The sequence below is a fragment of the Pararhizobium capsulatum DSM 1112 genome (assembly GCF_030814475.1).
In the GTDB taxonomy this organism is placed as follows: domain Bacteria; phylum Pseudomonadota; class Alphaproteobacteria; order Rhizobiales; family Rhizobiaceae; genus Pararhizobium; species Pararhizobium capsulatum.
Window position 1 is genome coordinate 204,054 of sequence record NZ_JAUSVF010000003.1, and the last position, 24,196, is coordinate 228,249.

The window sequence follows — 24,196 nt, forward strand, 5'->3', positions numbered from 1 at the left end:
AATCCCTGCCCTTAAAGCTGCGCCGTCCAGTCGAAATCCCGGACGTAGAGGCCGATCGGATTAAGGCGGATCGTCGCCTCATCCTGCGGCGCCGTGAGCGTCACCGTTGCGATGCCGCGAAAACGGCTTGTACCGATCTCCTTGCCCTTGCGATCCCGCTCGTATTCCGTCCAGTCGATCTGATAGGTCTGGTTCGAAAGCGCCACGATGTTGTTGACCTCGACGGCAACTGTCGAGGACTTCGCCTTCTCGAATGGAGAGTTGCCTCGAAACCAGCCGTTGACCTTCTCGGTCGACGGATCGGACGTGCGAAGAAGGGCGTAGGTGCGGTCGATATATTGCTTCTGCACCACTGCATCCGGAGTGATCGAGCGAAAGCTCGTGACGAAGTTGCCGAGGGTGGCGCGCAGCACGCGGACATCGGCGTACTCGATTTGCTCGGGGAAGCCTGCCGTGACGGCAGTTCCGAGCTTGTCGACCTCGACGATGTAGGGCACCAGCCTCACCTGCGTGCTCAGATACATCGCGTAGCTGAAGCCGATGACGGCGATGACCAAGCCGATGACACCAACAATACGCCATGCGGCGGCGGCCTTTACATAGGAGCCGTAGCGTTCGCTCCATTCCTGGCGGGCGGCAAGATACGGGTTTTCCGAGGCGCGATTTACGGCCATTTCTTTTCCCTTGTTTTGATTACGGTTTGTAGTTGCGTTCGGTAAGAGGTTTTGGTCCGCTGTCACCGCCACGCTGTTCATCGAGCTTCGCGTTGGCCAACCCGAGAATGGACCCTGCATAGGCGCCGGGAGAACCGATCGCTTTTTCCTTCGCGGCTGATCCCGCAGCCTTTGCGCCGGAAGTGAAGCTCGCGCCGATGCCGCTCAGAGCAGCGCCACCGACCGAAGAGCCACCAGCGCGTGCGGCTTGTGCCGCCGCAAACCCCGCGCCGGCAGCGCCGGCGGCGAGGAAGCCAGCACCCGCGGCGAAAGACGCCGCTTGCCCACCGTGTCGGATTGCCTCCATACCACCGGAGACAGATGCGCCCTGCACAACACCCTGCATGATGCTCGGGACGTACATCGCGATAATGAAAACGACTACGGCAATTCCAGCGATGGCGAGAGCGGTTTGAAACTGGTCGCCGATATCGGGCTGGTTGGCGAGGCCGATCAGCACTTCGGAGCCGATGCGGGAGATCATGACGAGCGCCATGAGCTTCATCCCGACGGAGAAAGCATAGATCAGGTAGCGGACTGCAAAGTCCTTGGTATAGGACGAACCGCCAAGGCCGAGCATGATCATGCCCGCCAGAAGCCCGATATACATTTCGACCATGACAGACACGAAAATCGCTGCAACCAGAGAAAATGCGATGACCGTCACGACCATCGCGAACGCCGCCGAGATCGCCAGCGCATTGTCCTCGAAGAGACCGAACCGGACCTTCTCCGACATTTTCGTTGCCACTGCGAGACCGGCGTTGAACACGTCAGCTGGTGACGCCGTCCCTCCCCCTGCGCCGATCTGGAAGAGGCTATCAACAACCGCCTTGGCGAAGGCGGGTCCTTGCGCGAGCACGAAGGCAAAGAAACCAACAAACATGATCCGCCGCACCAGTTCGGCGAACCAGCTATCCAACGAGGCGGACTGGATTGCCAGCCAGACGGCGGCGATTCCGATCTCGATCGTTGCGAGGATCCAGAACAAAGATCTCGCAGCGTCCATCACGGTGGTTTCCCACCCCTTCGCTGCAGTCGTGATCTGGCTCTGGAGCGACGTCAATACCGACCCTTCCTGCGCAAGGGCCGGCTGGGCCGCGACCGTGGTAAAGGCGGCAAAGAGCACCGCGCCCCGTAGTTGATGAAGTTTCGTCGTAGCGCTCATTCTCTCACCATTCGACTTTCATCTTTTCGCCGCCGGCTGTCGGGTGGTCGCTCGACGAGCCGAAGAACTTTGCCCTGCGTTATTGAGCTTCGTGCTTTTCGGTGATCAAGATCCAAATGCCGGCGCTTGAGGCGGCCAGTATCGTTGCGATCGCAATCAGAATTGCTTTCGTTCTCACCATTCCACCTTCATTTTCTCGCCGCCTGAGGTGGAGGGAGCCGTCGCACTGAAGAATTTTTCCCGCCTCGCCTGTGCCAGATCCTTGTCGGTCTGTTCCGTCTGAAGCCATGTTCCCAACATTGTCATCTGTTGAGAGACGAGGCCGCGAAGCTTCTGCATCTGGGCAACCTGCTGAGCGGCGATCTCGTGGCCGACCTGCAAAGCCTTCATCTGGCCGTCCGCCGTCTCGGACATCGACCGCAGCGAGGACATCGTATCTTCCTCACTGTCGAACTGGTCGGCCGTGAGGCTCGCCGCCTTCAGCGAACTGGCGATAGTGTCACGGTTGGTGTTCGACCAGGATTGGTAAGTCGTGGAGAAGGTCGCGTTGTCTGGCAAATTCGTCTTGAGATCGGCATAGCTCTGAAAGCGCTGCTGAAGAACGTCGTCAGAGTTGCTCATCGAAAAGGCGATACCCTGCCCCTGGTCGACAATACTGCGCAGTTGATTGAGGTCGCTTTCAATCTGCCCCCAGACATGATCAGGAAGCTGCGCTGTGTTCTGCAGCATGTTCTCGTAAATTTTCAGCTGGTTCTGGATCTGCTCTGCAAGCTGGCTGATCTGGGTCAGCTGATTGTCGACCTGAATGCCGGAGCTTTTCATGAGGTCCACGAGCTGCGCATTGTTGGCGAGCTGCGTCCATTCGGTCGCTGCGCCGGTCGCCGTGCCGGCTTGCACTGAGCATGCGGCTCCGATCGTGAGAGCGGCGGCCGCCAAGCAAGTGAGCCATCTATTTGAGTAGCGATGCGGCATCGTGAACACCTTTCGTTTCAAGCCAGTGGATCGGCCAGTCGTGGCCATGTTCGGATTTCAATGTGCGGATGCGCTTGAGGTCCTCTTTGCCCGACGCGCCGACAAAGCTCAGCGCGACTGGCCCAAGTGACATGTTGAAGAGCCGCCGGCCTTCCGGCGTGGCGACGTAGCATTCGCGCTTCGGAGTCGCGGTTGCGACGATTTCGATCTGCCGCTCGTTGAAGCCGATGCGCTCGTAGAATTCTCGCGTGCCAGACTCGCGAGCGGCGCCATTCGGAAGGCAAATCTTGGTTGGGCAGGATTCCTTCAGCACGTCGATGATCCCGGATCGTTCGGCATCGGAGATCGACTGGGTAGCGAGAACGACTGCGCAATTCGCCTTGCGCAACACCTTGAGCCACTCGCGAATCTTGTCGCGGAATACAGGGTGGCCGAGCATCAGCCAGGCCTCGTCGAGCACGATCAGACTTGGGGACCCATCCAGACGCTTCTCAATCCTGCGGAACAGGTAGGTCAGCACTGGCACGAGATTGCGTTCGCCCATATTCATCAGCTGCTCGATCTCGAAAGTCTGGAAGGCGCCGAGTGTGAGGCCGTCCTCTTCCGCATCGAGGAGCTGGCCCATCGGGCCATCGACTGTGTATTGATGCAATGCGTCCTTGATTTCGCGCAGTTGCACGCCGCTGACGAAATCCGAGAGCGAGCGACCGGATGCACTCGCCATCAGTCCGACCTGCCGAGAGATGGCGTTGCGATGATCGGGTGTGATTGTGACACCCTGCAGACCGACCAACATCTCGATCCATTCCGTCGCCCAAGCCCGGTCGGCGTCACTTTTGAGATCGGAGAGCGGGCAGAAGGCCAATGCTCTCCCCTCTTCCGCATTGTCGCCACCAATCTCATAGTGATTGCCGCCGGCTGCGAGCGTCAGGGGCAGAAGCGAACTGCCTTTGTCAAAGGCGAAGATTTGCGCATGTTCGTAGCGGCGAAACTGTGCGGCGATCAGGGCGAGCAACGTCGACTTGCCAGAACCGGTCGGCCCGAAGATCAGCGTGTGGCCGACATCATCAACGTGCAGGTTCAGACGGAATGCTGTCGAGCCGCTCGCAACCTGCATCAAGGGCGGGGAACTCGGTGCGTAAAAGGGGCATGGCGCAACCGGGTTCCCGGACCAGACCGAGTTCAGCGGGATCAAGTCGGCGAGATTGCTGGTGTTGATCAGCGGCTCACGGATGTTGCAATACCAGTTGCCAGGCAAGCTACCCAGATAGGCGTCGGTGGCGTTAAGTGTTTCGATCCGAGCGCCGAAACCTTCCGCCTGGATCAGCCGCCGGATCGCTTCGGCCTTCTCCTGGAGTGCTTCGCGATCGCTGTCGAATAGCACGACCACGGGTGTGTAATAGCCATAGGCAACCAGCTGCGACGAGGCCTGCGCGATGGCGTCCTCGGTCTCGGCCACCATAGTCATCGCGTCTTGGTCGACGGATCGACTTTGTGTCTGGAATATCTGGTCGAAGAACGGCCGAACTTTCTGCTGCCATTTCTTGCGTGTGCGTTCGAGCTTTTGCCGGGCCTCCTCGGCATCAAGGAAAATGAAGCGCGATGACCATCGATAGGTCAGCGGCATCAGGTCTAGGCTGTTCAGAATGCCCGGCCAACTTTCGGCTGGCAGACCGTCGATTGCGACGACGCCCAGGAAACGGTTTTCGACCTTTGGCGTCAGTCCGTGCTCAAGTTCCGCGGTTGCGATCCAGTCGAGATACATGGGAACGTCGGGAAGCCGGATTGGATGGCTTTCCCCGGTGGTGCAGAACCGCGCGAACTGCAGCAGCTCGTCGTATCGGGCAATTCGCTCCCCTCCCCTTTCGACCGTTTGACGGGTTTCCATTCGCCGGATCGAAAGTGTGTTGGCAAAATACTGCTCAAGCTCGCGCACCGCGTTCTTGAACACAAAGAGCACCGTGTCCGCGTAGGACTTCTTCCGGCTTTCCTCATCCGAATAGATGTATTTGCTGAGAGCAGTCTTCTTGGTCTCCAGCGGCCGGTAGGTGAGGATCAGCGCATGCTTGCTCTCAAAATGCCCCTGCTCGCGTGCGAAATGCGCCCGACGCTCGGCATCGACCGCGCGGGTCACCGGGTCGGGGAAATGGCAGCGGTCTTCTGAAGGATAGTCGACTGTCGGAATACGGATGGCCTCGACCTGGATCATCCAGCCGCTTCCGAGCCGCGACAGAACGGCATTGATCTGCCTCGACAGCTCGTTGCGCTCGAGGTCGGTCGCGCTGTCGCAGTCCGGGCCAGCGAAGTACCAGCCGGCCATCAGGCTTCCGTCCTTCAGGAGGAGGACACCATTGTCGACCAGGCCCGCATAAGGAACGAGATCGGCGAAGGACGGGCCGGTCACCCGGAACCGTTTGAGAGCTACCATGGCCGCCTCCTCAGTACCGTCGCCACGGCGAAGTGGTCGCCTTGTAATAGGGCTTGTAGGAAATGTGCCTGATATAGACTTGTCGCATGAGCGGGTCGGACTTCGCTATCATCCTGAGCAGCCCGACGATCACGAACCAGACAGCGACGCCGAAAAGCGCCGAATAGACCGTCAGTACGACGAAGATCAGGATCACCGCCGCAAGACCGGTGATCAGCACCAGCTCCCGGTCGGCTCCCATGAGCAGGTTCGGGCGGGAGAGAGCGCGATGGATGCGGTTACGCCGCAGGCCGGACAGGGACTCAGCCATGATCGCCCTCCCCCTCTTCGTTCGAACCCGTTGAGTTGAACTGCTCGTTCGTCAGCCCGATCGAAGCGCCGGTCGCACCGAAAAGGCCGACAATGTTGGTGGCGCCGAGCAGGATGCCGGCGACGAGGACGACGTAGACAAGGCGCCGCGCAAAATCGTTGAGCTCCCCACCAAAGATGAGCATGCCGCCGGCGATCGCCACGGCTGCAAGCGCGATCGCACCCGCAACAGGGCCGGTGATCGACTCCTGGATCTGCTGCAAAGGACCTTCCCACGGGAGGCCGCCGCCAGAACTGGCGAGCGCCGGCGCGACAGAGGCAAGAACGATAGGTGCCACCAGGAGCATGATGGCGATGAATGGCTTGTTACGCGACATGGCGCGCCTCCTGTTTTTCGCTGAACTGATCGGATTCGATCTCGTACCGTCCGTTGATGAACCGCTCGACTTGGATGATGTCGCGAACAAGTCGGGCGCGCTGCGTTCGCTCGATCGAGATGACTAGGTCGACGGCCTCTCCGATCACCTCGTGCATCGGCTGCTGACTTGCCTCCGCCGTGAGTTGTTCAAGACGGCGCAGCGCCGACATGGCAGTGTTTGAGTGAATCGTTGCCACACCGCCAGGGTGGCCAGTGTTCCAGGCCTTGAGCAGTGTCAGGGCTGCGCCGTCGCGGACTTCGCCAACGACGATCCGGTCGGGGCGCAAGCGCATAGTGCTCTTCAAGAGCCGCGCCATGTCAATCGTATCGCTGGTATGCAGAAGAACGGCGTTTTCGGCCGCGCACTGAATTTCCGCAGTGTCCTCGAGAATGACGAGACGGTCCTCGGGCGCGGATTTGACGATCTCGTCGATCACAGCGTTCGCAAGGGTCGTCTTGCCCGAACCGGTTCCCCCGGAAATGATGATGTTGAGCCTCGCAGAAATAGCGCTGCGGATTGTCGACGCCTGGTAATCGGTCATTGCGCCAGTACGCACGTAGTCTTCGAGCGGAATGAGGCGCGATGCCCGGCGTCGAATCGTGAAGGCAGGCTTGGCTACAACGGGGGGCAATAGTCCCTCGAAACGGTGGCCGCCGATCGGCAGCTCACCGGAGATGATCGGCTGTGCGGTATCCACTTCGGACTGAAGTGCGTGCGCGACGGTGCCGATGACCATTTCCGCCGCGGCCGAGGACATTTCCCCGGCGGGCGCAACGCCGTGACCGAGGCGTTCGATGAACAGCTTTCCGTCCGGATTGAGCATGATCTCGACGACGGTCGCGTCGTCCAGGGCAACGCAAAGCTGATCGCCGAGCGCCTCCTGAAGTTTGCGGACAAGCCGAGGGTGAGAGCGAAGCTGGTTCATGGATTTCTCCTTACGCTGCTTGGCCGAGAGGGGTGAGTTCAGAACGGTAGTTGGAAGGACGGAGCCTGAGGAACGTCTCCGCATTGGCGGGCAGCGTGCCCGCCACGGCCATCGTCACGCCGATCTTCCTTGGCTCGCCCAAACGCTGCAGCGGCCATCCGACGCGAGCAAGGATGCGCTCGAATCGGAGATCGGTCACCGTAACAATCTCGGTGTAGCCATTCGCGAAGCACCATTCGTTGATGCCGGCGAACATGGTCAGCGTGGCCTCATGGATGGAACCGTCGCCCCTCCCCTCCGCGAGAGCCGTGTCGACGCAGAAGCGAGAACTCTCGATCATCGCGGCATGACCTTTGAGTTGACCACCGGGGAGAAGCGACGGGAAAACGTCGGCCACCATCGTCGGACCAAGAGTAGGAAGGAGCCTCGCGCATCCCGCCAGTTGGCCGCTCTCTGCGATGGCGAGAACATAGGTCGGCTGAAGGGCGTCGAAACCATCCGCCTCGCACCCCGCCGTTACGTCTACTTCCCAACCCAGGCGATCGGCAAAGACCCGGGCACGAAGCTGGTAGTGGACATGAAGGAGGTGCGCCTCTGGGATCGTCCGAGGCGTTGATAGCGCGAGAACCTGCATGATTTTCTCCGTCGTTGTTAGACGGCTGGAAATCAGCACAGATTTTGACACGTCGGCAGTTGTATAATCCTACAAGGCGCACTGGCGTGAGTCGGCCAGGACAAGCGACAAAGAGCGATCAAGCACGGCGTTGTGCGCACACATAAAGGCGGGCGAATTGTAGGAGCCACAGTAAAACAGAGCAGGAACGCGGCAGGCCATTTCGCTTGCTAAATACATGAAAACGCAAGAAAAAGAATTTTCAAACTTCCAACAGGCCGATTTTGCGTTAACCCTTTGTTAACCTTAAATCTCTTGCGGCTATGCGAGAATCGGGAGATCTCCCGGGGAATAGTTTGCAAAATGAGCCATTCGCAGCCCAACCGATTTGATATCGAGATTGCCCAGCAAGGGGCAAAGATCTCAAATGCGTTGCATATGCTCCGCAGCCAGCAATATCCCCCCGATGCTCGCAAGGGATTGCGCAAATTTCAACTGGGGGAAGTCGCCGACTTCATCGGCGTCACCCAAAGCCATCTTCGACAAATTCATTCGGAGGGGAAGGGCCCCGAGATCGAATCGGTCAGTGGACGGCGCTATTATACGGCTGACCGGATGTTGGAGCTTCGCCGGCTTGTCGCAAAGTCAGGTTCGGCCCGCAGTTCGACCCTGAATGGGGTGCGCTTCATGCTTTGTTAACTTTTTGAAGTCCGAAGAGGCGCGCGAGCAGGTCGTTCTGATCGTTGACAGTCCAAGCGCCAGTGAAGCCGAAGCCCTTTCTCAGCCTAAGCATCGCCTCGAAACCCGCGATCGTTCGGCGCGCCGTATTGAAGGATTGGAAACCGCCGATTTTCGGCATGTTCCTCTTCACTCGAAAGTGGTCACTCTCGATGGCTTGCTGGAGATGCTTGGTAACATAGTGAACCGGGTCTGGATGCAGGAGCCCGTCATCGACGGCAGTCTTGATCGTTGAGGGGAAGGTGTTGGCGCCGTCGCTGCCGATCTTTGCCGGTGACAACAAGGGCTCGTCCTTCAGCATCTTGCGGAAGAAGCGCTTGGCGGCATCGAGATCACGCTTCGCGGTGAGCAGGAAGTCAATCGGGTTTCCGTGCTTATCGATGGCGCGGTACAGGTAACGCCACTTGCCGCGGATCTTGACGTAGGTCTCGTCAATCCGGACTGAGCCACAATGCGGTCGGCGGAACTGGCGCAGCCGCTTATCGATCATCGGTTCACAAGCCAGAACCCAGCGATTGATCGTGCTGTGGTCCACTTCAAAGCCGCGCTCCTGGAACATCTCCTCGAGATCTCGGTAGCTGAGCGGGTAGCGCAGGTCACCGCCTGCACGATCAGCCATGCCTCGAAATGCCGCCCTTTGAAATCATCTTTCGACTGGCGCTTCAGCTTCTCGGCAATGGCATTCAGAATCATTTGTACGCTCCACAACATTGGAGCGGGAACTTCCTCGCCGACGGTGAACAGCTCGTTAACCACGAAAATTTGCGACGGGCCCCCTCTGGCTGGTTGTGGCGCGCAGATGAAACTGCCTACTTATATTAGGTGCGACCCGTCACTGCCGGTCAGCTTCAGCAACGAAGGTGCAAAGCTGCCGTCCAACGCACTGAGTGGAGGTCTTTAAGGGCGAGGCGTTCGGAGCATAGGTGCGAACGCCGTTGTTTGCTTAGCATCATTCCAACGTCGCGAGGTGGAGTACGTTGCAGCACTCCACCCGCATGGTGCCCTTCTTACGAAATCGGAGACCTATTACATCATACCGCCCATGCCGCCCATGTCAGGCATGCCGCCGCCGGCCGAATCCTTCTTCGGCAGTTCGGCAATCATGGCTTCCGTGGTGATCAGCAGCGAAGCAACCGAAGCTGCGTTCTGCAGAGCCGTACGGACAACCTTGACAGGATCGACGATACCCATGGCGATCATGTCGCCGAATTCGCCGGTCTGGGCGTTGTAGCCGAAGTTGTCGGTGTTGCTTTCGAGGATCTTGCCAACGATGATCGAGCCTTCGTCGCCTGCGTTTTCCGCGATCTGGCGAACCAGCGACTGAAGTGCCTTGCGGATGATCGAGATACCGGCGGTCTGATCGTCGTTTGCGCCCTTGAGGTCGAGAACGATCGAGGCGCGGAGCAGAGCCGTACCACCACCAGGAACGATACCTTCCTGAACGGCAGCGCGCGTTGCGTTCAGCGCGTCGTCGATACGGTCCTTCTTTTCCTTGACTTCGGTTTCAGTCACACCACCGACGCGGATGACGGCAACGCCGCCCGAAAGCTTGGCCATGCGTTCCTGCAGCTTTTCCTTGTCGTAGTCGGAGGTTGTTTCTTCGATCTGAGCCTTGATCTGGGCCACGCGGCCGTCGATTTCCGCCTTCTTACCGGCACCATCGACGAGAATGGTATTCTCTTTCGTAATGGTCACCTTCTTGACGCGGCCGAGCATTTCGAGCGTGACGTTTTCCAGCTTGATGCCGATGTCTTCGGAGATGACCTGGCCACCGGTCAGGATCGCGATGTCTTCGAGCATGGCCTTGCGGCGATCGCCGAAGCCCGGAGCCTTGACGGCAGCGATCTTCAGGCCGCCACGCAGCTTGTTGACGACGAGGGTCGCAAGAGCTTCGCCTTCGACGTCTTCCGAGATGATGAGGAGCGGCTTGCCGGTCTGAACAACGGCTTCGAGAACCGGAAGCATTGCCTGCAGGTTGGAAAGCTTCTTCTCATGGAGAAGGATGTAAGCGTCTTCCAGTTCGGCAACCATCTTTTCAGGGTTGGTCACGAAGTAGGGCGACAGGTAGCCGCGGTCGAACTGCATGCCTTCGACGACTTCGAGTTCGGTTTCGGCGGTCTTGGCTTCTTCAACCGTGATGACGCCTTCATTGCCGACCTTCTGCATCGCTTCAGCGATGTACTGGCCGATTTCCTTTTCGCCGTTGGCGGAGATCGTGCCGACCTGAGCCACTTCTTCCGACGTGCTGATCTTCTTTGCCTTGGCCACCAAACCCTTGACCACCTCGGCCACAGCAAGATCGATACCGCGCTTCAGGTCCATCGGGTTCATGCCGGCTGCAACGGCCTTGCCGCCTTCGCGGACGATGGCCTGGGCGAGAACGGTTGCGGTCGTGGTGCCGTCGCCGGCGATGTCGTTGGTCTTCGAAGCAACTTCGCGGACCATCTGGGCGCCCATGTTCTCGAACTTGTCTTCCAGTTCGATTTCCTTGGCAACAGCCACACCGTCCTTGGTGATGCGCGGTGCGCCGTAGGACTTGTCGATGATGACGTTGCGGCCCTTAGGACCCAGCGTTATCTTGACGGCGTCAGCGAGGATATCGACGCCGCGCAGCATCTTTTCGCGCGCGGTACGGCCGAACTTAATTTCTTTGGCTGCCATGATAAAAACTCCCGGGCTGATGCCCAATTGGTTTTATGGAATGTGGAAGGTGATAACCGGCTCAGATCAGCCGATAACGCCCATGATGTCGGCTTCCTTCATGATCAGAAGGTCTTCGCCGTTGAGCTTGACTTCGGTGCCCGACCACTTGCCGAACAGGACACGGTCGCCGCCCTTGACGTCGAGCGCGATGAGCGTGCCCTTGTCGTCACGGGTGCCGGTGCCGACAGCGACGATTTCGCCTTCCTGCGGCTTTTCCTTGGCGGTATCAGGAATGATGATGCCGCCCTTGGTCTTTGCTTCAGCCTCAATACGGCGCACGACGACGCGATCGTGCAGCGGACGAAAATTGGTCCCAGTCATTTTTGGATTCCTTGATGGGATCACAGCCGAATGGCTTCTCCCGAAGCGCGATCTTAGCACTCTCCACCATTGAGTGCTAGCCATTCTTCTGCAATCGTGTATTATTATAAATCCTTGCGCCTAAAGAAATAAAATATTCTCGGCATGCTTTTTGGTGATTCTTAGCAAATCATCTGATTGTCAGAAATAATAATTACCGCAATTCAATTGCAAACCGTCGGGTTTTGACCGTTCTACAATTTAAAGTTCTTCTTCGTTCTCAGCGTTGTGTTATGCATGACTTTATGTTGCGGACAAATCTTTGCTCTCGATTGCTGAGGGTGAATTACCCATCCGCAAAAAAGGTACACCGACATGATCAGGTTTCGCCCAAAGACTGAGGCAGAATTGGCAAAAGAAGCGACGGCTACTGCCTCAGCGTCGAGCATCGTCAAACCGATAAAACCGCCCGCTACAAAGACGCCCGTAAGCGGGTGATGCCCGCCCCAACTGACGAACGGGCACCTGGCCAGTCGTTGGATGGCTCCCCAAGGGCGCTGTTCGAACCATCGTCCGCCAGATCGCGGTCACGGGCGAGCGCCTCGCGAAGTCCTTGTAGCTCATCGGAGATGGCATGGAATACTTCTTGCTGCCGAACCCCCTTGACTACAAACGTATCAACGAGAGCCTCAAGCCGGTGATATCATAATCGCCGCCGGCAATTCCGCCATCCCCGATGCGCTTGCTGCGGAGGTAGTTGGCGCTATTCGTGAAGTGGGAGACCGTGAAGAGTTCATCAAACGGCATAGGCGGAGAGCGACAACTTTCAGGACTTACTTACGGTCATCGAATGTCAGAGATCACGGCGCAAACGGAATGACAACTACCGCGAGATCGTCACGACTACTGAAAAGACGTCAATGGCACTTGCACCGGGCGACGTCTACGACCTGACGGCGATCTGGGCCAGCACCGCATTCATGACGCAGTCGGAACCCCGGCAATAGCCTCGGCCGCCTGTCTCGGTGAAATAGCCGGACGCTTTCTTGGCAGATATCTCCACGGCTTTCAATGGGGATACGGGGAGCTTGAAAACACAGGCTCCCCGCCCGCGACTATAGGACGAAGTCGCTGGCCTGGAAGGCGATGGCGTCGTCGAAATGGATACTGAAATCCGCCAACTTGTCACCGTTGGAGTCGCCGTAAACATATGTGTCAGATGCCTGCTTGTCGAAACGAAGCTCGCCGTGACCGCCGCTGAAGGCGGCAGACCCTTTGAAGATGAATGCCTGATCACGGCCCATCCTGTCGAAAAACTCGGTTTCAGGGCCCTGGTGGTCAACAGCGGCGAAGCGGCGAAAATTCGTCTCAAACAAGCCAGTTTGTCGGTCGAAGCGATCCTTTGCGACATCCGCATGCCTGATGGGGACGGACCAGCGTTCTTTGACTGGCTCCGCCAATCCCTTCCGACGCTGGCAGGACGCATCGGCTTCATCACCGGAGACACGTTGGGACCTGCCGCCGGCCGTTTCCTGGCGCGCTCCGAATGCCCCGTGATCGAAAAGCCATTCACACCGGAAGACATAAGGCGCGTCCTTGGCTCGTTAGTAAAACCCACCTTGCGTTCTGAAACAATCGAAACAAAGCTCGATTGAGGGCGAATTCTGCCGGAAACATTGCACTGTTAAAGTCACCTTTCGAAACAACTCTGGAGCTGATATTATGCAGGAAACCGAAATTGTGTTGCTTGAAGACAGCTTCGCTGAAGTCCGCGCGGCAGGAGAACAAGCTGCTGCACTATTTTACGCACGGCTTTTCGTTCACGATCCTTCTTTGAGGATCATGTTTACGAGCACCGATATGAAAGAGCAGGGCCGCAAGTCCCTGGTCATCAAATCCTTGCGTAGACTTGATTCCGTCGTTCCGGCACTGGAACAACTCGCGGTAAAGCATGTCGGTTACGGCGTCCGAGATGAACATTATACCGTGGTGGGAAAGGCCCTGATGGAAACCCTGTCCGTGTTCTTCGCCAAACGATTTACACTCGAATATCGCGCGGCATGAACATCGGCCTATGAAACGGTTGCCACCGTGATGATAGCAGCGGCAAATTCAAGCCGGGTAAGCGAGCTTCACCAACGTTGATACTGATGGAAAAGATTTGTTGTGTCAGCATCGCCCAGAATGCAGCCCGTTTTTTCCGGTTCGCTTGTCGCGCTTGGGGTACCTGCTTCCGCGCATGCGTACTCAAGGGTGAATGGATGGGTCCGTGAGATCTCCGCGCTGGAGAGGACGCTCACATTCTGAAGGACAACAGGTGAGCTATGAAATAGACCAGGACCGAAAAACTGGAAAGGCAAGTGCTGAAAACGTGCGCCGTTTGACAACGTTACAGGTACCGTTGCAGCGTGTCAGTACTTTCGAGGAATTGCGATTGCACACATTAAGAGCGTCCCTGATATTGCCTACTTTCACAAAGATCGCCCCGACCGTGAAACAACAGCCGGGGCTTTTTGTTTTCGCCAATGCAACAATTCGGAAAGCGCTGAGATCATTCCTACTGTCTCGTCGCACCCGCGGATAATGGAAGTCTTGGCTTCCATATTTTCAGCAGCTCCCAAGACAACAAATATTTTCGAGCGTACTGTATCTCCATTGTTTAATGGGAGATTGCAGGAATGGCCTTGCAGATATTTGGATTTAATAGCATTGGCACGGGTCTTCGTGCCGACCTGACCACAGCAGACAGCGTTTTTGTCGCCGTAGGTATTACGGTGGGATCGAACGACAATAGTTCAATTAGCGGAACGGGAAGCTATCACACAGCCAATATTCAGGGGACGGTTGTCGGAGGAAGCAACGGTATCCTTCTCGGCGATGATGGATCAGCGGACAGCAATCAGCATTTGATCGTAGGGGAAAACGGCTATATCGGGGCATTTGCCAATTGGGGCGCTACGCTCAGAGGCTTTGATTCCCTTGTAGAAAATGACGGCACGATCTTCAGTTCTTTTGTGGCCCTACTTATCGACGGCACAAACGCAGCCTCACAATCGACAGTAATCAACACCGGCCTCATCGATGGGGGACTTTATGGCATCTTTCATTCAGGCAGCGAAACTCTGAACGTCGAAAACAACGGTACGATCAAATCGGGCCACTTTGCCTATGTCAGCACAAACGCAAGCGCCATCGACCAGATCACGAACACCGGTAAGATGGATGGCACGCTTTTTCTTGGCGGCGGCAATGACGTTTTCGACTCTCGGCTTGGGACGCTGTCAGGCACGGTAAATGCGGATGCGGGCTCCGACAAGCTCTACGGTAGCGCACTTGCGGACACGTTCTACGGCGGCGACGATGGGGATACCATCTCCGGCTATGCCGGCAACGACAAGTTGTATGGCGACAATGGGAATGACGCCTTGGTGGGCGGTGCGGGTGCCGACGCACTCAGCGGCGGGGCTGGAACGGATCGCGCGTACTATTCAGGGGCGACAACCGGGGTTGTCGTCAGCCTGCTGACCCCGTCTCTCAATACGGGTGAGGCCAAAGGCGACACCTTCAGTTCGATCGAAAACCTGACCGGCTCCAAGTACAACGATAGCCTCTTCGGGAACGCAGGGGCAAACTCGATCAGCGGCGGCGCGGGAAACGATATCATCAAAGGCTATGCCGGCAAGGATGCACTCGCAGGCGGTTCGGGCAACGACACATTTGTGTTCGACACCGCGCTCAGCGCCGCCACCAATGTCGATACCATCAGCGACTACAATGTCGCTGCCGATACGATCAGGCTGGAAAACGCCATATTCACCAAACTGACGGCGACCGGCGTTCTCGACGCAACTGCCTTTGTCAAGAACACGACGGGTGTGGCTGCCGACGCATCCGACCGGATCGTCTATGAAACCGATACCGGCAAACTGCTTTACGACCGGGATGGAAACGGTGCATCCTATGCCGGCGTCCAGTTCGCGAAGCTGGCGGCGGGACTGGCAATTACCAGCACCGATTTCTTTATCATTTGAGGCGAATGCCCAAAATCGTAAACGTCGAGACTGCCCGGCGTTCGCTCTGCGACGGGGGGGATCACCCTGCGAACGCGGGGCCGACGAATAATCGGCTACATGGCCTGTGGCCGCACCTCATGTCCTAGAGCGACGAATAGCCGACCAAGGTGGTGAGCGCCGCAACGCGCGTCCACAACAATGATACACGTCGGCACCTTGTGGCAAACTCAATGAGGGTCTGCCGCCGCATCGTTCGGCGGACAATCACGGCGCGTTTGTCGTCAATCCCAACAACGCTGCAGCTATTCTTTCCTACATCGGTGCTCAGGATCGAAATCGTCATCGATCGGCTCCTCTTCCTTCAACGAAGGCACATCACATTAGATGCGTTCGGAGGGCGGACCATCATAGTCAACACTGGGGGCCGTCACGAAGAACGTGACGTGCAATGAATGCAGAGAACGCTTCCATCTGCTGAACGACAAGGTCCTTGGTCGGCGATGTCACGTTATCAGCAGCCTAACGGTTGATGGATAATTCGGCTGAGAGGAACTCGCCGCCTCTCAGTTACAAGAACCACCGCTTTCCACCGCAGATCATCGCCCATGCGATCTGGCTGTATTTCCGGTTCCCTTTGAGCCTGCGGCTGGTCGAGGAATAGCTGCTGGAGCGCGGCGTTGTCGTGTCTTACGAAACGATACGGCGATGGAGCCGCAAATTCGGGGCCGCTTACGTGAAGCCGCTGCGCAGAAAGAAGCCGCCGCGAAAAGATATCTGGCATTTGGACGAGGTCGTGATTTCCATGGGTGGCCGAAAACACCGGCTTTGGCGTGCCGTTGACCAGGACGGTTACGTCCTCGACGAGAAAGCAAGGCCTGACGCCGAACGCATCGCTAGCGACAAGCTGCGCTCGTAGGGAGGGGCAAAAACGGACGTGATGCCGCAGTCGAACATCGATCACGCAAGGGCCTAAACAATCATGCGGAGAATTCTCACGTGCCACTTCGAATAAGAGAACGGATGATGCAGGGATTTCGATCTGTCGGCGGCTTGCAACGTTTCATCTCGGTCTTCTCAGCAGTCCGCAATCTATTCGTCGCGCTGCAACGGAAACGCTTAGCCCTAGCCACCCACATTCATCGGATCCGCGCAATGGCGCAGTGGAAAGCCGTGACCGCCGCAGGTGCCGGAGTTGACAGATAAGCGCCTTGTCCGGGCGTCAAGGAAACAACGTGACATCGCCCCAAACTGGCGACCACTGGGTTTGGCGCGATCAGGTTGGCTGATCGCGTTCAAGCTGCTAAGTCGCATCTGATCTCAAGTACGAGGAAAGATTTAATGTTCGCCGATCTCGATCAGCTCCTGCTTGTGTTCACCGCATATATCATAGGAGCCGCAAGTCCTGGGCCAAGCAATATGCGGATCATGGGCGTCGCAATGGATCAGGGCCGTAAAGCAGCGTTGATAATCGCCGCCGGTGTGATCAGTGGCTCGTTCTTCTGGGGAACAATGGCGGCAACCGGCGTGTCCGCGATCCTGGCCCAATATGCGGAGGCTCTGGTTATCCTCAAAATATTCGGCGGGCTGTATCTCCTCTATCTGGCCTTCAAGGCCGGAAGCTCGGCGCTGACCTCCGATGACAAACTCAGTCTCCAACTGGAGGCGCGGCAAATAGTTACCGGGTTCGGGCTCTATCGTCGCGGACTACTCATGCATCTTATGAACCCGAAAGCTGTATTGGGTTGGATTGCCACGATGACGCTTGGCCTTGGACCGGACGCCACAACGGCGACCGTGGTCATTATCCTCGCAGGGTGCGCCGTCCTTAGCGTGACGATCTTCGGCGGTTACGCTTTGCTGTTCTCGACCGCGCCGATGATCCGTATCTACCGTCGCGCCCGTCGCTGGATCGCGGGCACCCTCGCAGGCGTGTATGGAGCGGGAGGCATGAAGCTTCTGCTTTCGCGCTCATAAACGAAGGAAATCTGATGACCCTATTTCAAGGCCTGTCGGCGTTCCCCATCACTCCCACTAACCAGGCTGGCGTTGTCGATACGTCGGCATTGGCGATCATCCTGAACCGTATCCGGGAAGCGGGCGCAGATTCCATCGGACTGCTCGGCAGCACGGGGGGATACGCCTTCTTGTCTCGTGATCAAAGACGTCGCGCCTTGGAAACCACGATGGCGACGGTCGGTGGCAAGATACCCGTCATCGTCGGGGTCGGTGCGCTTCGAACGGATGAGGCTGAGGCGTTGGCTAGGGATGCCAGAGAAGCGGGGGCCGACGGCCTACTCCTTGCTCCCGTGTCTTACACGCCTCTTACCGAGCAGGAGGTCTACGAGCACTACGCGGCAGTCACCGATGTGGGACAGCTTCCCCTATGCGTCTACAGCAACCCCAGCACAACGAGATTCACGTTCAGCGTTGAACTGATCGAACGGCTCGCCAAGGTTCGAAACATCGTAGCCATAAAAATGCCACTGCCTGCCGACGGGGACTACTCTTCCGAGATGGCCACTATCCGACGTCACACAGCGTCTACTTTTGCGACTGGCTATAGCGGGGATTGGGGTGCGGCTGACGCGCTGCTGGCAGGAGCCGACGCCTGGTACAGCGTTGTCGCAGGGCTGTTACCATCCGAGGCCCTGGCGCTCGCCAGAGCGGCTCGATCTGGAGACGCCGAGCTTGCAGCGCGCCTCAACAAAGCGTTCGAACCGCTGTGGTCGCTGTTCAAGGAGTTCGGAAGCTTCCGCGTTATGTTCGCAGTCGCGGATATTATCGGGATCGGAGCTTTCGAGCCGCCCCGTCCAGTTCTGGGGCTTCATCCGGAGGCACGCGCTCGGGTGGCGGAGGCAATCTATGGACTTCGTACCGCGACTCATCGGCTCACCATTAGGATGGTGCCATGACGGCTTTCGGCCGATACTGTTGAAAAACTAACCGTTGTCGGCATTGGGATGTCATGATTCAATCGTCGCATTGATTTGCGGGGGATTGAGTGATGATGGGATGCCAGACAGCTCCAGCGCAGCTCTTCTACGACTTCTGCCTTGATGATCACGTTCCTGCCGACCACATGCTGCGCGGGATCGACCGCCATCTCGAACTCGACAGCGTACGAGCGCACTTGAAGCCTTTCTACAGCGCCACGGGTCGCCCCTCGATTGATCCCGAGCTTATGATGCGAATGCTGATCATCGGCTATTCCATGGGCATTCGCTCGGAGCGACGGCTTTGCGAAGAGGTCCACCTCAATCTCGCCTATCGCTGGTTCTGCCGCCTCGGTCTGGACGGCAAGGTCCCTGATCACTCAAGCTTCTCGAAGAACCGCCATGGCCGGTTCCGGCAAAGCGACATCCTGCGGCATATGTTCGAAACGGTAGTGGAGCGCTGCCTCTCTCAAGGGTTGGTTGGTACGGAAGGATTTGCAGTCGATGCCAGCTTGATCGCGGCGGATGCAAACAAGCAGCGCTCGGTACCAGGATCGGAATGGGAAGCCAAAGAAGATGCGGGACGCTCGGTACAGGAATATCTGGCTGTTCTCGATGATGCTGCTTTCGGCGCTGCCTCGCCGGTCACGCCGAAGTTCATCTCCTCGTCTGATCCGGCCGCCCAATGGACCGGTGCCCACAAAGGCCACGCCTTCTTCGCCTATGCGACCAACTATCTGATCGATACAGACCACGGCGTCATTCTGGATGTGGAGGCGACACGGGCGATCCGCCAGGCGGAGGTCGGTGCATCCCGCACAATGCTCGGCAGGACCGAGAACCGCTTCGGCTTGCGGCCCGATTACCTCGCGGCCGACAGTGCCTACGGTTCTGCCGACAACCTCGCCTGGTTGGTCAACGAGAAGGAGATCGCGCCGCACATTCCGGTCTTCGACAAGTCGAAGCGGACGGATGGCACCTTCTCGCGTTCCGACTTCACCTGGGAAGCCGAGAAGGAGCAATACCTTTGCCCTGCCGGAAAGGAGCTGAAACAATTCCAACGCACTTACGACCCACCCAGATCGGGGATCACGGCCGAGGGAACCCGGCTTTATCGTGCCAGCAAGAAGGACTGTGATCAGTGTGAACTGAAGCCTCGATGCTGCCCGAACATGCCTATGCGCAAAGTACCGCGCGATCTCAACGAGGATGCACGCGATGTCGCCCGAGCGATTGCCAAGACACCGGAGTATGAGCAGTCACGGCATCGTCGAAAGAAGGTCGAAATGCTCTTCGCTCACCTCAAGCGCATACTACGGATGGCACGTTTAAGGCTTCGAGGGCCGTGTGGTGCGAGAGACGAATTCCTGCTTGCCGCAACCGCACAGAACCTGAGGAGGCTGGCCAAACTCAGGCCTCAGATGCCGCCATGCGGTGCCATCGCCGCTTGAGGGCGGCATCGACCGATACCCTGCGCTAAGGCGTGGGCAGATCGCAGCATAGTGCACCGCCCAAAAGACCGAAAAGGGCGTGTGAGCGGATAATCCGTCGAGTTTTTCAACGATATCCGCCCAAGTCAATCATACTGTCTGATTTAACAGGCGGCCTCTTCCAGAGGGTTCAAAAAAAGACTGAATGTCCCCAATGAAGGAGCATAGGCCGACTGCTCGAACTGCTAGCCGTCACACCGGGCCCGGATGTAATTATGCGCCAGCCAGAGCAATCAGCTAGGCGAGCAATGAGCGGGGGATGGCAGCTTTCAGTACTTTCTCTGTGACCATCGAACGAACGAAATGAAGGCGCATTCCTGACCGCCAACCACCTCTTGCCAAAGTCGCAAACAACTAGCCGTCGCAGCTTTGAAAACCTACAGCACGGATCTCTAACTCACATGGAAGCCTTCATTAGCGATAACGCCTCAACAGCAAGTTTCGGTGCAGTAATCCATACGACGCCGAGACCCACATGCAGCGCTCCGATTGTCATTAAGATGCTGCGGAACGGCTCCTTGCGCGTTTTGTGACGAAGTACTTGCTGTGCGGTAAGGGCTCCGAGGCTTCCACCGGCAATAGCCAGCCAAAGCAGCGTGCTCTCGCGAACGCGCCAAGCACCCTCTATCGCAGCTTGCTTGTCCCACCAATAGACGCAGTAGACCACGACGTTGACGAGGAGGTAAATTAGAAGGAGTGTGAACGTTGTCGAAAGGTGCATGGTCGGATTTTTGCACGCAGGCGTTAATCTCCGACTAACCTACAGTTCGATGATCGTCGCGTTGATCTATGCGGCGCCGGAACCGGCGCGTGAAGACTTCCAATCGCGCAAGCCTCCGCTTTCGATGAACCTGCCGAGCCAGCTTCCGCGACTCATCGGGGAACATTTACCGCACCGCCCGATTTTCCGATAATCCTGGAGGTAAGTCTAGTCATGCGCGTTCACCACATTGCGGTTCCGTTGATACTGGCCCTGATTTTTCCGTCAGATGGTTTCCCGCGCGATTTCTTTACCGACCTATCAGGAAAATGGTCAGGAACGGGCCAAGCATATCTGAGAAGGCTGGGAGATGTTACGGCGGGGTGCTCGCTCTCGGTCAACGGCTCCCCTAGAAATGCCGCAATGAATGGAACCTGCAGGTTCCTTCTGTTTCGCCAATCGCTCGGGCTGACGTTGGCGAAGGCTGCCAATAACCGGGTGACGGGAACGTATACTGGCGCCAAGACCGGACCTGCCCAACTCAGCGGAACGGTCCGCGGTGATATAGTCCTCAATGTCAACTGGGGAGCGCCGGTCAACGGGGATCGCATTGCGCAGATGGTGATAAGGCGAACGGGCGAAAACAGCTTCGAGCAGACGGTGATCGACAAGGTCGACGGCAAGACCAGGACAACGTCGCGATTTTCGTTCGAGCGGAAGTAGCCTCAGGCCCTACCTCAGTGAAAGCCGGATGCTTTTTGGCAGATATCTCTACGACCGCTCCAAGACCGACCCAAGAGGCTGGAAGCTCCACCTGCTTGACTCTCCAACCTCGTTCATCGCCAGATTGCGATCGTTGCACTCAAAAACCCGCAATTCGACAGGGCGCGATAAAATGTTTTCTGAGCAACCATGAATCACCTCAAACCGCAGCGCGACCCCAACCGCTGCGGTTTTTTCTGCGCGGTCGCGGCTGCCTGTTCGGTTCTTAACTGCACCCGCCTTCGATGAATTCGACGCTGCACGGTGCTCATGCGCAGGTCGGTAGCGCCACTCGATGCCCATCTCCGACACCTTCGCCGCCCGGCAAGATCCTTTTGCTTTCAATTCAGAAGGGCGCGGTCTGTCTAGTCGGGTCTTTGCGTTCGGCGGTTTGGAACTCTGGGGCGTAAGGCGATTTTTGGAACATAGTTGGCCCGCAGGAGTAACCGCCCCTTCTCGCCGTCATACCACGACGCGTTCTGGGCTCTAGTCTCCCGTTTGGCTCTCGACATCTCGCACGCCCGGCCGAAATGCAACTGACGCGCTCTCAAAGCGCGGCATAAGGCACAACCGGCATCAATGCGTCCGCATTCACCACCGCCAACGATGCCGTAGTTCCTCATTGAACCACACTTCAACATCATGATCTGCGCCACCCGCGGAGTGGAAGTCGAGGTTATGGCCGTATCCGTGCTGTCGAAGCCAGTCTTTGAACGATCTAAAGCTCGGATGATCCATTTCTCTATCTGTCAGTGTTCGAAACCATGTCGTGCTGAGAGAGCGGATGGCTTTCTCGGCCTCATATTTTTCCATGGTTGTACCCGCAGGAGAATCGAAGTCGGCCGGAACGTTCGTTTTGCGGTCGTCGACAACACCACTTAAAATACCCACTGGTCACCCCGATATTGGACAAACAATCGCTTCACCAAACCCTAAGGCGCAAGGCTAGGAGTCTATTTTTTGGTCGCGCAGGCCGCCTACCGCACGAACATTAGCAGCGGCAAGCTGCATGCCGCAAAAGTCAGCCCCGCAGCCGCACCGACGCGGAGCCCATTCACCAGTCGAGTGCGACGGCCGTTCCAATCGTATGCCATATGATTCCCCATATCTGCCGCAACCATTCTGGCACTAGGGAGGCTATTTCCAACTCCCAGAATTTAGGGGTCAACCTGCCCAGAAAAGTTGCCAACGGCGCGATAATCCCGGATTGAAGCGTGCGTCGGTCAATTACCTCGCTAAACGATAAAAAAATCGCCAGCCGACAATGACGTTCCAACAGTCATCATCGCGAACTTCACTGCCGCATGGATGAAACGGATTGTGGATCTTGGCTTACGAGACGTCCCCTCTCGAATTTGAGAACATCAGAATATCGGCAGATTATTTAGTGATAGATTTTATAGATTATATCTCGCGGCTACGGAGAAATATTCTTCCGTCTCATGCATTCAGCCTGGGCAAGCAATGCTCAAGCGCGCGTGTACACGGACATCAAGCGAAAAAGAGAGGTATGGAACCCATAATGGACATATCAAGCCAACCGGGGACCGACACGATCCAGCGTAGTCAAACCATCTCCCCCCACTCCATGCCATTAGCATTGCGTCGTAGCGGGGCCCTCTGACAAGGATTTTCACATCCTGTGCATTTAATAATATATAATTTCTATAGACTAATCCATGTTTCTGCCAAGCTGGGACGTCATCAACAAGGAGCGTCCCCATGGGAGTGATCGACCAGCAGGCCATAGACTACACGGTGCATCCGCGCGTGAATTCCAGCGATCCTGTTCCTCCTCGCCCCCGACCGCAGACGCCGGCGCATGTTATCACCAGCGACGACGAGGCAATCGCTATCGCCCAGCGCCTCGCTGGTGAGTTCGCCGTTGGTGCTGCCCTGCGTGATCGTGAAGGCCTGTTGCCGCTGGCGGAGGTCGATGCTTATTCCCAGAGCGGGCTCTGGGGCATCAACATTCCCAAAGCCTATGGCGGACCGGGAGTATCCTACAAGACGCTGGCTCGGGTGATCGCCATCCTCGCGGCGGCGGACCCTTCGATTGCCCAGATCACCCAGAACCATCTGGCCATCAATGGTCATATCGATCTCGATGGCACCGAAGAACAGAAGAAGGAATTTTTTGGCTGGGTTCTTTCCGGCCTGCGCTTCGGCAATGCCTTCTCAGAATTGAACAGCAAGACGGTGGCCGCTTTCGAGACCCGCGTCACCTATGACGTTGACCATGTCATCGTGAACGGCGAGAAGTTCTACACGACGGGCGCCCTGCTCTCGCATATCATTCCGATCGTCGCCGTCGATGAGGATGGCAAAGGCTTCCTCGTCTTTACCGATCGCGACGCGCCGGGCATTACCGTCACCAACAACTGGTCCAGCTTCGGCCAACGCACGACGGCTTCGGGTTCGGTGAAGATCGAAAACGTAAGGGTTCCGAAGAGCCGGCTTCTTCCCGTCGCCGCCTTCGATCGGCCGACGGTCGCTGGACCTGTTTCGCAGATCATCCAGGCGGCTGTCGACGCCGGGATCGCGCGCGGTGCAATCGAGGACACGATCGCCTTTATCAAGACGCAGAGCCGCCCCTGGATCGACAGCGGCAAGGAAACGGCCGGCGAAGACCCCTTCACGATCGCTGCGATCGGCGACCTGAAGATCAGGCTGCATGCGGCTGAAGCATTGCTCGGGATTGCGGCCGAAGCGATCGATCGTGGTGTCGAAAATCCGACGGAAGAGGTGATCGCAGATGCCACGATCAAGACCGCCGAAGCCAAGGTGCTGACAACCGAGATTGCCATCCTCGCGACAAACAAGCTGTTCGAACTCGCAGGCACAAGATCGACCCTCGCCAAGCACAATCTCGACCGGCATTGGCGCAATGCCCGGGCGCACACGCTGCATGATCCGGTGCGCTGGAAGTTCTTCCATGTCGGAAACTTCTACCTGAACGACATCGATCCTCCCCGTCATCCCTGGAGCTGATGGATATGGGGCGCCGTTC

At 57.4% G+C, this 24,196-nt stretch carries 21 protein-coding genes and 4 pseudogenes; 11 read left to right on the plus strand and 14 right to left on the minus strand.

Annotation, left to right across the window (positions count from 1 at the left end; genetic code table 11):
- Positions 1-11: 11 nt before the first annotated feature.
- The 8 genes from QO002_RS26100 to traI form a co-directional block, all read right to left on the minus strand.
- On the minus strand, positions 12-674 hold the full coding sequence (locus tag QO002_RS26100; protein WP_307235480.1) for a conjugal transfer protein TrbF: 663 nt from the start codon (positions 672-674) through the stop codon (positions 12-14).
- 19 nt (positions 675-693) lie between these two features.
- On the minus strand, positions 694-1,881 hold the full coding sequence (gene trbL, locus QO002_RS26105; RefSeq protein WP_307235483.1) for a P-type conjugative transfer protein TrbL: 1,188 nt from the start codon (positions 1,879-1,881) through the stop codon (positions 694-696).
- A gap of 174 nt (positions 1,882-2,055) precedes the next feature.
- Complete coding sequence (gene trbJ / locus QO002_RS26110; protein WP_307235485.1) at positions 2,056-2,853, minus strand: P-type conjugative transfer protein TrbJ; 798 nt, start codon at positions 2,851-2,853, stop codon at positions 2,056-2,058.
- Positions 2,831-5,281 (minus strand): conjugal transfer protein TrbE, encoded by a 2,451-nt coding sequence (locus tag QO002_RS26115; protein WP_307235487.1) that lies wholly within the window; start codon positions 5,279-5,281, stop codon positions 2,831-2,833. The genes trbJ and QO002_RS26115 overlap by 23 nt, the downstream gene beginning before the upstream one ends.
- A 10-nt stretch (positions 5,282-5,291) precedes the next feature.
- Entirely contained in the window at positions 5,292-5,591 is a 300-nt protein-coding gene (locus tag QO002_RS26120) for a conjugal transfer protein TrbD (RefSeq protein WP_307235489.1), read from the minus strand.
- A complete protein-coding gene (locus QO002_RS26125) occupies positions 5,584-5,967 on the minus strand; it encodes a TrbC/VirB2 family protein (RefSeq protein WP_307235491.1) in 384 nt (127 codons plus the stop codon). Before QO002_RS26125 ends, QO002_RS26120 begins: the two co-directional genes overlap by 8 nt.
- The gene (gene trbB, locus QO002_RS26130) at positions 5,957-6,934 is read right to left on the minus strand and encodes a P-type conjugative transfer ATPase TrbB (protein WP_307235493.1); all 978 of its coding nucleotides are present in this window, start codon (positions 6,932-6,934) and stop codon (positions 5,957-5,959) included. The genes QO002_RS26125 and trbB overlap by 11 nt, the downstream gene beginning before the upstream one ends.
- Positions 6,935-6,944: 10 nt before the next feature.
- Positions 6,945-7,568, minus strand: a complete 624-nt coding sequence (gene traI / locus QO002_RS26135) for an acyl-homoserine-lactone synthase (protein WP_307235495.1) — start codon at positions 7,566-7,568, stop codon at positions 6,945-6,947.
- 342 nt (positions 7,569-7,910) lie between these two features.
- Between traI and QO002_RS26140 the strand changes: the two are divergent.
- Positions 7,911-8,177: pseudogene (locus QO002_RS26140) on the plus strand (plasmid partitioning protein RepA); the annotation flags it as partial.
- Positions 8,178-8,232: 55 nt separating this feature from the next.
- Here QO002_RS26140 and QO002_RS26145 read toward each other — a convergent pair.
- The 3 genes and pseudogenes from QO002_RS26145 to groES form a co-directional block, all read right to left on the minus strand.
- A pseudogene (locus QO002_RS26145) lies at positions 8,233-8,978 on the minus strand (IS6 family transposase).
- A 333-nt stretch (positions 8,979-9,311) separates the two neighbouring features.
- Positions 9,312-10,946: a chaperonin GroEL gene (gene groL / locus QO002_RS26150; protein WP_307235497.1), complete on the minus strand. Its 1,635-nt coding sequence runs from the start codon at positions 10,944-10,946 to the stop codon at positions 9,312-9,314.
- 66 nt (positions 10,947-11,012) lie between these two features.
- Positions 11,013-11,309 carry a co-chaperone GroES gene (gene groES, locus QO002_RS26155; RefSeq protein WP_307235499.1) on the minus strand — a complete coding sequence of 99 codons (297 nt, stop codon included), beginning with the start codon at positions 11,307-11,309 and terminating at the stop codon, positions 11,013-11,015.
- 1,139 nt (positions 11,310-12,448) lie between these two features.
- On the opposite strand from groES, the gene QO002_RS26165 reads away from it, so the two are divergent.
- From QO002_RS26165 to QO002_RS26180, 4 genes and pseudogenes are all read left to right on the plus strand, one after another.
- Complete coding sequence (locus QO002_RS26165; RefSeq protein WP_307235501.1) at positions 12,449-12,943, plus strand: response regulator; 495 nt, start codon at positions 12,449-12,451, stop codon at positions 12,941-12,943.
- A 67-nt stretch (positions 12,944-13,010) separates the two neighbouring features.
- Positions 13,011-13,352 (plus strand): globin domain-containing protein, encoded by a 342-nt coding sequence (locus QO002_RS26170; protein ID WP_307235503.1) that lies wholly within the window; start codon positions 13,011-13,013, stop codon positions 13,350-13,352.
- Positions 13,353-13,575: 223 nt separating this feature from the next.
- Positions 13,576-13,662, plus strand: a pseudogene (locus QO002_RS26175) (cold-shock protein); the annotation flags it as partial.
- Positions 13,663-13,966: 304 nt separating this feature from the next.
- Positions 13,967-15,319 (plus strand): calcium-binding protein, encoded by a 1,353-nt coding sequence (locus QO002_RS26180; protein ID WP_307235505.1) that lies wholly within the window; start codon positions 13,967-13,969, stop codon positions 15,317-15,319.
- Positions 15,320-15,443: 124 nt separating this feature from the next.
- Here QO002_RS26180 and QO002_RS26185 read toward each other — a convergent pair whose 3' ends face one another.
- Entirely contained in the window at positions 15,444-15,644 is a 201-nt protein-coding gene (locus tag QO002_RS26185; RefSeq protein ID WP_307235507.1) for a hypothetical protein, read from the minus strand.
- A gap of 186 nt (positions 15,645-15,830) precedes the next feature.
- Here QO002_RS26185 and QO002_RS26190 point away from each other — a divergent pair.
- The 4 genes and pseudogenes from QO002_RS26190 (at position 15,831) to QO002_RS26205 (ending at position 19,685) form a co-directional block, all read left to right on the plus strand.
- Positions 15,831-16,504, plus strand: a pseudogene (locus tag QO002_RS26190) (IS6 family transposase).
- 135 nt (positions 16,505-16,639) lie between these two features.
- Positions 16,640-17,275: a LysE family translocator gene (locus QO002_RS26195; RefSeq protein WP_307236256.1), complete on the plus strand. Its 636-nt coding sequence runs from the start codon at positions 16,640-16,642 to the stop codon at positions 17,273-17,275.
- 14 nt (positions 17,276-17,289) lie between these two features.
- On the plus strand, positions 17,290-18,213 hold the full coding sequence (locus tag QO002_RS26200; protein WP_307235509.1) for a dihydrodipicolinate synthase family protein: 924 nt from the start codon (positions 17,290-17,292) through the stop codon (positions 18,211-18,213).
- A 92-nt stretch (positions 18,214-18,305) separates the two neighbouring features.
- Positions 18,306-19,685 carry a transposase gene (locus QO002_RS26205; protein ID WP_307227588.1) on the plus strand — a complete coding sequence of 460 codons (1,380 nt, stop codon included), beginning with the start codon at positions 18,306-18,308 and terminating at the stop codon, positions 19,683-19,685.
- A 436-nt stretch (positions 19,686-20,121) separates the two neighbouring features.
- Here QO002_RS26205 and QO002_RS26210 read toward each other — a convergent pair whose 3' ends face one another.
- The gene (locus QO002_RS26210; RefSeq protein ID WP_307235511.1) at positions 20,122-20,445 is read right to left on the minus strand and encodes a DUF1294 domain-containing protein; all 324 of its coding nucleotides are present in this window, start codon (positions 20,443-20,445) and stop codon (positions 20,122-20,124) included.
- Between the two features lie 402 nt (positions 20,446-20,847).
- On the opposite strand from QO002_RS26210, the gene QO002_RS26215 reads away from it, so the two are divergent.
- Complete coding sequence (locus QO002_RS26215; RefSeq protein WP_307235513.1) at positions 20,848-21,147, plus strand: hypothetical protein; 300 nt, start codon at positions 20,848-20,850, stop codon at positions 21,145-21,147.
- 630 nt (positions 21,148-21,777) lie between these two features.
- Here QO002_RS26215 and QO002_RS26220 read toward each other — a convergent pair.
- Positions 21,778-22,077, minus strand: coding sequence for a hypothetical protein (locus QO002_RS26220; protein ID WP_307235515.1), 300 nt, complete (start codon positions 22,075-22,077; stop codon positions 21,778-21,780).
- 831 nt (positions 22,078-22,908) lie between these two features.
- On the opposite strand from QO002_RS26220, the gene QO002_RS26225 reads away from it, so the two are divergent.
- Positions 22,909-24,177 carry an SfnB family sulfur acquisition oxidoreductase gene (locus tag QO002_RS26225; protein ID WP_307235517.1) on the plus strand — a complete coding sequence of 423 codons (1,269 nt, stop codon included), beginning with the start codon at positions 22,909-22,911 and terminating at the stop codon, positions 24,175-24,177.
- The last annotated feature ends 19 nt before the right edge of the window (positions 24,178-24,196 follow it).